The organism is Rhizobacter sp. P2_G4 (assembly GCF_056403575.1).
In genome coordinates, this window is the sequence record NZ_JBFUFG010000007.1 from 281,294 (window position 1) to 293,622 (window position 12,329).

The window sequence follows — 12,329 nt, forward strand, 5'->3', positions numbered from 1 at the left end:
TGGGTCGGAACGCTCAAGCGTAGAGCGGATTCACCTTGTCGACATTGATCCCATACTTCTGGATCGCTTCAGCCACCTTCGCTGCAGGCACGGTACCTTCATCGGCCAGGCACTTCAAGGCAGCAACCACGATGTAGTGGCGGTTGACTTCGAAGTGCTCGCGCAGCTTGCTGCGGAAATCGCTGCGGCCGAAGCCGTCGGTGCCGAGCACCTTGAACGTGCGGCCTTTGGGCAGGAAACCGCGGATCTGCTCGGCGTAGTTCTTCATGTAGTCAGTCGATGCGATCACCGGGCCGGCGTACTTGTCGAGCTGTTGCGACACGAAGGGCACGCGCGGAGTCTCGGTCGGGTGCAGCAGGTTCCAGCGCTCCACGTCCTGGCCGTCGCGGGCCAGTTCGTTGAAGCTCGGGCAGCTCCACACATTGGCCGAGACGCCCCACTCCTTGGCGAGCAGTTCCTTGGCCGCGATCGACTCGCGAAGAATCGTGCCCGAGCCCAGCAGGTTGACGCGCGGCGTCTTCTTCGCGCCTTCTTCGAGCAGGTACATGCCCTTGATGATCTGCTCTTCGGTGCCGGGCTTGAGGCCGGGCATCGGGTAGTTCTCGTTGAGCAGGGTCAGGTAGTAGTAGACGTTGTCCTGCTTCTCGACCATGCGCTTCAGGCCGTGGTGCAGGATCACACCCACCTCGTGTGCGAAGGTCGGGTCGTAGCTGATGCAATTCGGGATGGTGCCAGCCAGGATGTGGCTGTGGCCGTCTTCGTGCTGCAGGCCTTCGCCGTTCAGCGTGGTGCGGCCCGAGGTGCCGCCCAACAAGAAGCCACGTGCCTGCATGTCGCCAGCCGCCCAGGCCAGGTCACCGATGCGCTGGAAGCCGAACATCGAGTAGTACACGTAGAACGGCACCATGATGCGGTTGTTCGTGCTGTACGAAGTGGCCGCAGCGATCCAGCTGCTCATACCGCCGGCTTCGTTGATGCCTTCCTGAAGGATCTGCCCGTCGGTGGCCTCGCGGTAGTACATCACCTGGTCCTTGTCGACCGGCGTGTAGTTCTGACCTGCAGGGTTGTAGATACCGATCTGGCGGAACAGGCCTTCCATGCCGAAGGTGCGAGCCTCGTCGACGAGGATGGGCACCGCGCGCGGGCCGACTTCCTTGTCGCGCAGCAGCTGCGTCAGGAAGCGCACGTAGGCTTGCGTGGTCGAGATCTCGCGGCCTTCGGCGGTGGGCTCGAGCACTGCCTTGAAGGTCTCGAGCGGCGGCACGGTGAGGCTTTCGTCGGCCTTGGTACGGCGATGAGGCAGATAACCGCCGAGGGCCTTGCGGCGCTCGTGCAGGTACTTCATTTCGGGCGTGTCGTCCGACGGCTTCAGGAATGGAATGTCGACGAGCTGCTCGTCGGTGACAGGGATGTTGAAGCGGTCGCGGAACAGCTTCACATCCTCGTCGACCAGCTTCTTGGTCTGGTGTGCGGTGTTCTTGCCCTCGCCGCTCTTGCCCATGCCGAAGCCCTTGACGGTCTTGATCAGAAGCACCGTCGGCTGGCCCTTGTGGTTGTTCGCCTTGTGGAAGGCGGCGTAGACCTTCTGCGGATCGTGGCCGCCACGCTGCAGGCGCCAGATGTCGTCGTCGCTCATCTTCGCGACCATCTCGAGCAGCTTGGGGTGCTTGCCGAAGAAGTTCTTGCGGACGAAAGCGCCGTCGTTGGCCTTGAAGGCCTGGTAGTCGCCATCGACCGTGTCCATCATGACCTTGCGCAGGATCTCTTCCTTGTCGCGGGCCAAGAGCGGGTCCCAGTAGCTGCCCCACAGCAGCTTGATCACGTTCCAGCCTGCGCCGCGGAATTCGCCTTCGAGCTCCTGGATGATCTTGCCGTTGCCGCGCACCGGGCCGTCCAGGCGCTGCAGGTTGCAGTTGACGACGAAGATCAGGTTGTCGAGCTTCTCGCGTGCGGCGAGGCCAATGGCGCCCAGAGACTCCGGCTCGTCCATTTCGCCGTCGCCGCAGAAAACCCAGACCTTGCGGTTTTCGGTGTTGGCAATGCCACGGGCATGCAGGTACTTGAGGAATCGCGCCTGGTAGATCGCCATCAGCGGGCCGAGGCCCATCGACACCGTCGGGAACTGCCAGAAGTCGGGCATCAGCTTCGGGTGCGGGTAGCTCGAGATGCCCTTGCCGTCGACCTCCTGGCGGAAGTTGTTCAGCTGCTCTTCCGTCAGCCGGCCTTCCATGTAGGCCCGTGCGTAGACGCCAGGCGACGAGTGGCCCTGGATGTACAGCAAATCACCGCCATGGCCTTCGCTCTCGGCGTGCCAGAAGTGGTTGAAGCCGGTGCCGAACATCGTGGCCAGCGACGCGAAGCTCGAGATGTGACCACCGAGATCGCCGCCGTCGGCGGGGTGGAGGCGGTTCGCCTTGACGACCATCGCCATCGCATTCCAGCGCATGAAGGTGCGAAGGCGTTCTTCGATGTCGATGTTGCCCGGGCTGCGCTCTTCCTGGTCGGCAGGAATGGTGTTGACGTAGGCGGTGGTGGCCGAGAACGGCAGGTCGATGCCGGCCTGCCGAGCGTGATTGATCAGCTCTTCCAGCAGAAAGTGGGCGCGTTCGCCACCTTCGGCTTCGATGACGGCTGAGAGCGCGTCGAGCCACTCACGGGTTTCTTGCGAGTCGGCGTCATTCGCCGCTGCGCCCAGAAAAGCTTCAGGCATAGCTGACATGCTTTGTCTCCTGTTTTGTTGCTGTGGAACTGGTCACGAAGTTTCCCACAAGCTTTTCTATTTTTCAAATAGCGCGAATCATTTTCATGATGTGATATCGAAGAGTCTCCGTTCATGTCGGCGGTCGTGCTGCGGGAAGTCACCGTCCATGTCGGATTGGCCTCCCGTTCGATAATTCACTCCATGTCATTGCCCCCAGTTGCACCCGTTTCCGCCCGCCGCCCTGCCACTGCCTGGGTCGAGCGGCTGCTCGGGAGCTGGTGGCGCCGCCAGTCGCCCGCGCGCCAGGACCGCTACGCCACCCTCGGCCCGTTGGTCTCGGTGCTGCTGTTTCTCGCGGCCATCATTTCCGCGTTCTGGTACCTGCGCAATGAGGAATTCGAGCGAGAGCAAGAGTCCGTCAAGCGCGACACCGAGATCGCCCAGCAGCAGATCCGCCTGCGCCTGATCGAGAACCAGGAACAGCTGGTGCGCATTGCGCGCGAGATCGTCACGCGCACCATCGACCAGGACGAATTTCTCGGCCAGGCGGCGAGCTTCACGCGTGAGCGCCCGGAGATCACCAACCTGATCTGGGTCAATGGTTCGCGCACGCGCCGCGCCAGCTACTCCACGCTCACCGAGCACACCGAACTGGGCGTGCCCATCGCCGAGGTCGGCCGCTCGCTGCCCGACGCGCGCAACCCTGAAACCGACGACGCCTTCAAGGCCGCGCGCGAACTGCGGCTGCCGGTGTACTCGCGGGCGTTCGCGGGCTCGTACGGCAATGCCGTGTTCCAGGTGCATGTGCCGCTGCTGGACCGCAGCGCGTTCTCCGGCACCTTGATCGCCGAATATTCCATCGACGCGCTGGTGCGCTACTTCATTCCCTCCGAGGTGTCTCGCCGTCACACGATGACGCTGGTCGACGCGCAGGGCAAGGTGGTGGCGAGCACGCTCGGCATCACGCCGGGCCAGACTTCCAAACCTGCTTCAATCGTCTACGACGTACCCCTCGCGCCCGCCGGCAACGGGCTGGTACTGCGCGGCCAGGGCTACCGCACCTCGATCGGCCTGATCAGCAACACGCTGTTTTGGATGGTGCTGGCCTTGAGCGTGCTCACCGTGTGGATGCTGCTCGGCACTTGGCGCCACATGCGCCGGCGCATGCAGATGCAGAGCGCGCTGATGTCGGAAACCAACTTCCGCCGCGCGATGGAAAACTCCATGCTCACCGGCATGCGCGCGATGGACATCGAAGGCCGCATCACCTACGTGAACCCGGCCTTCTGTGCGATGACAGGGTTCAACGAGTCGGAGCTGATCGGCCGCATGCCGCCCTTCCCGCACTGGCCACCCGACCGTTACGACGAAAACAACCGCCTGTTGCAGCAGGAGCTGCAGGGCCGCAGCCCGGCTGGCGGCATCGAGGTGAAGGCCATGCGCAAGGACGGCACGCTGTTCGACGCGCGCATGTACGTCTCGCCGCTGATCGACCCGAAGGGCATGCAGACCGGCTGGATGACCTCGATGACCAACATCACCGAGGCCAAGCGCGTGCGCGACCAACTCTCGGCCTCGCACGAGCGCTTCACCACCGTGCTGGAGGGGCTGGACGCTGCGGTGTCGGTGCTCTCGGTGCAGCAGGGCGAACTGCTGTTCGCCAACCGCTCCTACCGCGTGTGGTTCGGCGCCGATTCACGCGGCCATGGCTTGCTGGCGGGCGGTGAACCGGGCCTGCCGATGATTGGCGACATCGGCGACTCGGTCGACAGCTTTGGCGGGCTGCCGACGCAAGAGCTCACCGAGGCCGGCTCCGACCCCCGCGAGGTGTTCGTCGACCAGTTGCAGAAGTGGTTCGACGTCCGCGCCCGCTACCTGCAGTGGACGGACGGGCGATTGGCGCAGATGCTGATCGCCACCGACGTGACCGGACGCCGACAAGCTGAAACGCAGGCGGCACAGCAAGCCGAAAAGGCTCAGGTGACGAGCCGCCTCGTCACCATGGGCGAGATGGCGTCATCGGTCGCCCACGAGCTGAACCAGCCGCTCACTGCTATCACCAATTACTGCAACGGCATGGTCTCGCGCGTGAAGGGCGACGCCATCGAGAAAGGCGACCTGATCGCCGCGCTTGAAAAGACCGCACGCCAGGCCGAGCGGGCCGGCCAGATCATTCGCCGCATCCGCGCTTTCGTGAAGCGCAGCGAGCCGCAGCGCCAGGCCGCACAGGCCCGCACCATCGTCGACGATGCGGTCGACCTGGCCGGCATCGAGCTGCGGCGGCGCAATGTCTCCATCCACGTGTATGTGGCGCAGCGACTGCCTACATTGATGGTCGACCCGATCCTGATCGAGCAGGTGGTACTCAACCTGCTGAAGAATTCAGCGGAGGCCATCGACATGGCACAGATGCCGCGGGCCCGCCGCAACATCGAGCTGCGCGTCGTGCCGAAGCACACGCCCGAGGAAGGTGGCGTGATCGAGTTCAGCGTCACCGACACCGGCCCGGGCTTGAAAGACGAAGTGATCGCCCGGCTGTACGAAGCCTTCTTCTCGACCAAGGTCGAAGGCCTGGGCATCGGCCTCAGCCTTTGCCGCTCGATCATCGAGAGCCACCGCGGCCGGATCGGTGCCCAGAACTTATACAATGGCGACCTCGCTGTCGGCTGCCGTTTTACCTTTACGCTGCCGGTCGAAACCGCCAAATCACCAGGCCTTGAACCGGCCATGACATGAGACAGCATCCATGAGCTTGATTCCGAAAAAAGGAACGGTCTACGTTGTCGATGACGATGAGGCCGTGCGAGATTCGCTGCAGTGGCTGCTCGAAGGCAAGGACTACCGGGTCAAGTGCTTTGACTCATCCGAGTCCTTCCTCTCGCGTTTCGACCCCCGCGAAGTGGCTTGCCTGATCGCAGACATCCGCATGGACGGCATGAGCGGCCTTGAGCTGCAAGACCGTTTGCTGGAGCGCAAGTCGCCGCTGCCGGTCGTCTTCATCACCGGCCACGGCGACGTGCCGATGGCGGTCACCACGATGAAGAAGGGCGCGATGGACTTCATCGAGAAGCCTTTCAAGGAAGAAGAGTTGCTCGGTCTCGTCGAGCGCATGCTCGACCAGGCCCGCAGCGCCTTCTCGCACCACCAGGAAGCCGCCAGCCGCGACGCGCTGCTGTCGCGCCTAACCACACGCGAATCGCAGGTGCTCGAGCGCATCGTCGCCGGCCGGCTGAACAAGCAGATCGCCGACGACCTGGGCATCAGCATCAAGACGGTGGAGGCGCACCGCGCCAACATCATGGAGAAGCTGAACGCCAACACGGTGGCTGATCTCTTGAAGATTGCACTCGGCGCCCAGTCCAAGACATAAGCCTCTACCTCCCCGAAAAGGGCCGCTCGCAGCGGCCCTTTTTGCTTTGAATCCCAACTTCATCTTTCATCCATGACCGCACAACTCATCGACGGCAACGCATTGGCCAAGAAGATCCGCGCCGAAGTGGCCGAGCGCGCCGCTGCCCTCACTGCCAAGGGCGAGCAACCGGGCCTGGCCGTGATCCTCGTTGGCGAAGACCCGGCTAGCCAGGTCTATGTGAGCCACAAGGTGAAGGACTGCGAAAGCAGCGGCGTTCGCTCGGTGCTCGACCGCTACCCCGCGACGATGAGCGAAGCCGATCTGCTGAAGCGCATCGATGCGCTCAACCGCGATGCCAGCATCCACGGCATCCTGGTGCAGATGCCGCTGCCCAAGCACATCGATCCGCAGAAGGTGATTGCTGCCATCGCCACCACGAAAGACGTTGACGGCTTCTCGGTACTCAGCGCAGGCGAACTGGCCAGCGGCCTGCCGGGCTTCCGCCCCTGCACACCCTACGGTTGCATGAAGCTGATCGAAACCACCGGCATCGACCTGCGAGGCAAGCATGCGGTGGTGATCGGCCGCAGCAACACCGTCGGCAAGCCCATGGCGCAGCTGCTCTTGCAAGCCAATGCCACCGTCACCATCTGCCACAGTGCGACGGCTGATCTCGGCCACCACACACGCCAGGCCGACGTGGTAGTGGCCGCGGTTGGACGGCGCAACACACTGACGGCCGACATGGTGAAGCCGGGCGCGGTCATCATCGACGTCGGCATGAACCGCAAGGACGATGGCAAGTTGTGCGGCGATGTCGATTTCGATGGCGTGGCACAAGTCGCCGGCTGGATCACTCCCGTGCCGGGAGGGGTTGGCCCGATGACCCGTGCCATGCTTCTCGTCAACACCATTGAGGCCGCGGAACGCAAAGCAACTCACTGAGTCGAAACGCCATGAGCAATCCACTTCTCGATCATTCCGGTCTGCCGCGCTTCGCGGACATTCGCCCGGAGCACGTTGCCCCAGCCATCACGCAGCTGCTGACCGAGGCCGACCAGGCCCTCGAAGAAGTCACGAGCGATGAGGTGCCGGCCGACTACGACGCCATGTCGGCCGTGCTCGACGTGGCCACCGAACGGCTGGGCAGTGCGTGGGGTGCCGTGGCCCACCTGAACCATGTGGCCGACAACCCCGAGCTGCGTGCGGCCTACAACGAGAGCCTGCCGCGTGTCACTGAATTCCACACCCGACTCGGCGCGGACGAACGCCTCTACGCCAAGTACAAGGCCATCGCCAACAGCCCCGCGGCAGCCACGCTGAATGCAGCGCGGCGCCAGGCCTTGTCGAATGCGATGCGCGACTTCGTGCTCTCGGGTGCCGAACTGCAAGGCGCCGCCCGCGAACGCTACGCGCAGATCCAGGAGCGGCAGGCGGCGTTGTCGCAGTCCTACTCCGAACACGTGATGGACGCGACAGATAGCTTCGCGCTCTACGTGACCGAGCAAGACCTCGCAGGCGTGCCGGCCGATTCGAAAGAAGCTGCTCGCGCTGCCGCCGAGGCCGACGGCAAGCCCGACTACAAGCTCACGCTGCACTTCCCGAGCTACTTCCCGGTGATGCAGTACGGCGAGAACCGCGCGCTGCGCGAGCGGCTCTACACCGCCTACGCTACCCGCGCGAGCGAGCTTGGCCAGCCCGAACACGACAACAGCGCAGCGATGCGCGAGATCCTGGCGCTGCGCCAGGAAGAGGCGCAGCTGCTGGGCTACCGCAGCTTCGCCGAGGTGTCGATGGTGCCCAAGATGGCCGATTCGCCTCAGCAGGTGCTCGACTTTCTGCGAGACCTCGCACGCCGGGCTCATCCTTATGCCGAGAAAGACCTGGCCGAGCTGCGCGAGTTCGCCAGCAGCGAACTGGGCCTGCCCGATCTCCAATCCTGGGACCTGGCTTTCGCCAGTGAAAAGCTGAAGGAAGCGCGTTATGCCTTCAGCGATCAGGAGGTGAAGCCCTATTTCACCGAGACCAAGGTGCTGAGCGGCCTGTTCCGCATCATCGAGACGCTGTTCGAGGTCAGCATCTCGCCGGACACGGCGCAGGTGTGGCACCCCACCGTCCGCTTCTTCCGCATCGAACGGCAAGGAAAGCTCGTCGGCCAGTTCTACCTCGACCCCTACGCTCGCACCGGCAAGCGCCCGGGTGCGTGGATGGACGACGTGCGCGGCCGCTGGGCCCGCCCCGAAGGCAGTACGCAGACGCCGGTCGCACACCTCGTCTGCAACTTCACGCCGCCCGCAGACGGCAAGCCGGCGCTGCTGACGCACGATGAAGTCACCACCCTCTTCCACGAATTCGGCCATGGCCTGCAGCACATGCTGACGCAGGTGAACGACGTCGGCGTGGCCGGCATCTCCGGCGTGGAGTGGGATGCCGTCGAACTGCCGAGCCAGTTCATGGAGAACTTCTGCTGGGAGTGGGAGGTGCTCAAGCACCTGACGGCCCATGTCGACACCGGCGAGCCGCTGCCGCGCGCGCTCTACGACAAGATGCTGGCCGCCAAGAACTTCCAGAGCGGGCTGCAGACGTTGCGGCAGGTGGAGTTCTCGCTGTTCGACATGCGGCTGCACGCCGAGCCGGGCAGCGAAGAGCACATCCAGCAAGTCGTCGACGAGGTTCGCCGCGAGGTCGCGGTGTTCGCGCCACCGGCGTTCAACCGCTTCCAGCATTCGTTCTCGCACATCTTTGCGGGCGGCTATGCAGCGGGCTACTACAGCTACAAGTGGGCCGAAGTGCTGAGCGCCGACGCCTGGAGTGCGTTCGAAGAGACCGGCACGCTCAACCCCGAGACGGGCCGCCGCTACCGCGAAGCCATCCTCGAATCGGGCGGCAGCCGGCCGGCGATGGAGAGCTTCAAGGCTTTCCGCGGCCGCGAACCACGAATTGATGCACTTTTGCGGCACCAAGGCATGGCCTGATGCATAAAATTTACGGTGCTGTCAGCATCGATGTCACTGGAGTACCGACATGACCCGCCCTTCCCGCACCCTTCTCAGTCTGGCCATTTCGGTGGCATCGGTCGCCACGTTCACCTCGGTGCCCGCCCAGGCGCTGTACAAGGTGGTCGGGCCTGACGGCAAGGTCACCTACACCGACCAGCCCTCGGTCGCTCCCGAAGGCAAGGTGCAGTCCGTCGGGGCGCGCGGGTCGGTCGCCAATGACGTCGCCGCCCTGCCCTTCGAATTGCGCCAGGCCACCCAACGCTACCCGGTCACGCTGTATGTAGCGCCCGACTGCTCGCCATGCGATGCGGGGAAGCAGCTGCTGCGTCAGCGCGGCATTCCGTTCGCCGAGAAGCTCGTCACCACCGCCGACGACAGCAACGCACTGCAGCGGCTGACCGGCACGACCAGCCTGCCGGCGATGACCGTCGGGGGCCAGGTGGTGCGTGGTTGGCAGCGCGAAGACTGGATGTCTTACCTCGACGCCGCCGGTTACCCGAAGGAATCGCGCCTGCCCGCCAACTTTCCGCAGGGCAAGGCGGAGCCTTTGACCGAAGCACGCCAGGCCGCGCCGGCGCCTGCGCCGCAGCAAAGAGCCGCCCCGGCACCTGCACCGGCGGCAGAACCGGCGCCTCCGCCTTCAGGCATTCGCTTCTGATTTGGCAGCGCGGCCGACCTGCCGCGCCTGCCAGCTGCCCGCCCCCACCGCAGCGCCCATCACCCAGAACAGCGTCGAGGCGCCGATGGCTGCGCCGGCCGCGCCGAACAGCAGCGGCATCAGCGCACTGCTGGAGTTGATGGTCATCGAACGCAGCGCAATCGCCTCGCCATGCCGGTCGCTCGGCGTGAGGTGATGCAAGGTGGTCATGATCATCGGGTTGACTGCGCCGAGCGCAAGACCCAGCACTGCGGCGCACATTGCCATCAACCACGGCGCATGCACCCATGGGTAGATGCTGAACACCAGCGTCGTGAGCAGCATGGCGCCGACCAGCACCTGATGCTCGCGCAGCCGGTGCGACAGGAACGGAATGATCAAGCGCACGCCCGCCACCGCAGCGGCGAACGCGCCCAGGATCAGCCCGATGGCCGAAGCACTGAAGCCGCGCTCGTGACCCAGCACCGGCACCACGAACGAATGCAAGTCCCAGCTCGACGACATCAAGAAGTTCACCAGCAGCAGGCGCTGCATCCCCGGCAGCGCAAACAGCTCCCAGGCCGCGCGCTTGCCGCGCGTGTTGGCATGAGTCGATGGCGCCTCCACCGGCACCTGGGGTGACCACCACAGCGTCGCGAGTGGCAGCAAAGCCAGGGCGATGAAGGCACCCCGAAACCCGGTGAGGTCGATCAAGGTTCCGGCCAACACCGGCCCAACAACGTTCGACAGTGCAGGCGCAAGACCCAGCCAGCTGAAGATGCGGGTGAGCGCAACGCGGTCGCCTTCGGCCAGTCGCCCCGCAGTGCGCTGAATGGCAATCAGGCCGAAATTCGTTCCCACGCCGCACAGCGAGGCCGCCACGCACAGCAGCGGAAACTGCCAGGCCACGAGCCACGTGGACGCAATGGCCAAAACGCCCCCGACCACCGTCAGGCCGACCGCCAGGTGCACCGGGCGGTGATAGCCGTGTCGATCGGCCAGCCTCCCGGCCTGCAGCGACAGCAACACGGGCGCGCCCGCGAACAAGCCCAGCAAAACCCCGACCGTCCACGCTGAATGCCCCTCGCGCAATGCCATCAGCGGGGCCGCCACACGCACGCCCGCCATGCACGAGTGCAGGCAGATCTGACCCATGATCAGTGCCACCAAGGGGCGCGACAACTTGGTCATTTCAAGAGTCGGGCTCCAGCAGGTCGCCGGTGGTTCCTTCGGCGGGCAATGGAAGAATCAGTTTCGCGCGTGCATCGGGCAAGGCCTCGACGGAGCGCAGCTCGCGTGACATGGCGCGGGCACGCACCTCGGCCTGCAAAATGCCGTTGCTCGCTTCATCGAGCTTTTTCTTGGTCTTGGCCAGCACGTCGCCGAACTTGCCGAACTCGGTCTTCACCGCGCCGAGCACTTCCCAGACCTCGACCGAACGCTTCTCCAGCGCCAGCGTGCGAAAGCCCATCTGCAAACTGGTCAGCGTGGCAAGCAAGGTGGTTGGGCCGCACAGCATCACGCGGTATTCGCGCTGCAGTGATTCGACCAGGCCGGCACGCCGCAAGGCCTCGGCATACAGCCCTTCGGTCGGCACGAAGAGGATGCCGAAGTCGGTGGTGTGCGGTGGCGCCACGTACTTGTCGCGAATCGCGCGGGCCTCCAGCCGCAGACGCTGCTCGATGGCCTTGCCGGCCAGTTCGGCCGCTGGCGCGTCGGCGCGGTCTTGCGCGTCGAGCAGGCGGTCGTAATCTTCACGCGGAAACTTGGCATCGATCGGCAACCAGAGCGGCACACCGTCAGTACGCTGGCCTGGCAGGCGAATGGCGAACTCCACGCGCGCGCCACTGGCCGGCACGGTCTCCACGTTCTTCGCGTACTGGTCGGGCGTGAACACCTGCTCGAGCAGGCCGGCGAGTTGCACCTCGCCGAAGGTGCCACGCGTCTTCACGTTGTTGAGCACGCGGTTCAGCGAACCCACGTCCTTGGCCAGCATCTGCATTTCGCCGAGGCCGGCGTGAACCTTGTCGAGACGATCCGCCACGAGCTTGAAGCTCTCGCCGAGCCGCTGCTCCAGCGTGGCATGCAGCTTCTCGTCGACCGTGGCGCGCATCTGCTCCAGCTTCTGCTCGTTGCCTTGCTGAAGCGTGGTGAGGCGCTGCTCGACGACGGCTCTCACCTCGCCGAGCCGCCGCTCGTTGGCCTCGGACAGCGCCCGAAGCTGATCGGTCAAGGTGTCCGAGAAGCGCTTGAGGCTCACGTCCTGCGCTTCGCGCGACAACATCGCCTGTGCAATCTGCGAACTGGCCGCCAGCTGCAGCGCATCACTCACCGCCTGCTGCATGGCTGCGAGCTGCGTGCGAAAGCTGTCGATCTGCTCGTTCTGCAACCGAGCCACGCTGGCCTGCGCGCCGGTGAGCGTCTGCTGAAAGTTGGCCAGTGTGCTGCCCAGTTCCTGCCGCGTGCCCTGGGCGCTGCGACCCAGTTCGTCGCGCAACTCGCGCTCCAGCCGTTCCGCTCCACTCCTGACCTCTGTCTTCAGCGAGTCATCGCCGGGCGGTCGACGCGCCAGCAACCAGATCAGCAACAACAGATTAACGACGGCCAGCGCCGCTACGAACCACCACAGTTTCTCCATGC

8 protein-coding genes are annotated in these 12,329 nt (G+C 64.6%); 5 read left to right on the plus strand and 3 right to left on the minus strand.

Annotated elements, in window-relative coordinates; genetic code table 11:
- Positions 1-13: 13 nt before the first annotated feature.
- Positions 14-2,719, minus strand: a complete 2,706-nt coding sequence (aceE, locus tag AC1DYS_RS23715; protein ID WP_477903709.1) for a pyruvate dehydrogenase (acetyl-transferring), homodimeric type — start codon at positions 2,717-2,719, stop codon at positions 14-16.
- 183 nt (positions 2,720-2,902) lie between these two features.
- On the opposite strand from aceE, the gene AC1DYS_RS23720 reads away from it, so the two are divergent.
- From AC1DYS_RS23720 to AC1DYS_RS23740, 5 genes are all read left to right on the plus strand, one after another.
- Positions 2,903-5,437, plus strand: a complete 2,535-nt coding sequence (locus AC1DYS_RS23720) for a PAS domain S-box protein (RefSeq protein ID WP_477903711.1) — start codon at positions 2,903-2,905, stop codon at positions 5,435-5,437.
- A gap of 10 nt (positions 5,438-5,447) precedes the next feature.
- The gene (locus AC1DYS_RS23725) at positions 5,448-6,071 is read left to right on the plus strand and encodes a response regulator transcription factor (protein ID WP_047484287.1); all 624 of its coding nucleotides are present in this window, start codon (positions 5,448-5,450) and stop codon (positions 6,069-6,071) included.
- Between the two features lie 72 nt (positions 6,072-6,143).
- Positions 6,144-6,998, plus strand: coding sequence for a bifunctional methylenetetrahydrofolate dehydrogenase/methenyltetrahydrofolate cyclohydrolase FolD (gene folD / locus AC1DYS_RS23730; protein WP_477903713.1), 855 nt, complete (start codon positions 6,144-6,146; stop codon positions 6,996-6,998).
- 11 nt (positions 6,999-7,009) lie between these two features.
- On the plus strand, positions 7,010-9,028 hold the full coding sequence (locus AC1DYS_RS23735; protein ID WP_477903715.1) for a M3 family metallopeptidase: 2,019 nt from the start codon (positions 7,010-7,012) through the stop codon (positions 9,026-9,028).
- A 49-nt stretch (positions 9,029-9,077) separates the two neighbouring features.
- Complete coding sequence (locus tag AC1DYS_RS23740; protein WP_477903717.1) at positions 9,078-9,710, plus strand: glutaredoxin family protein; 633 nt, start codon at positions 9,078-9,080, stop codon at positions 9,708-9,710.
- Here the strand turns inward: AC1DYS_RS23740 and AC1DYS_RS23745 are convergent.
- Positions 9,693-10,880 (minus strand): MFS transporter, encoded by a 1,188-nt coding sequence (locus AC1DYS_RS23745; protein ID WP_477903719.1) that lies wholly within the window; start codon positions 10,878-10,880, stop codon positions 9,693-9,695. The two genes, AC1DYS_RS23740 and AC1DYS_RS23745, sit on opposite strands and share 18 nt — an antisense overlap.
- A gap of 1 nt (position 10,881) precedes the next feature.
- The gene (locus AC1DYS_RS23750) at positions 10,882-12,327 is read right to left on the minus strand and encodes a DNA recombination protein RmuC (protein ID WP_477903721.1); all 1,446 of its coding nucleotides are present in this window, start codon (positions 12,325-12,327) and stop codon (positions 10,882-10,884) included.
- Positions 12,328-12,329: the final 2 nt, after the last annotated feature.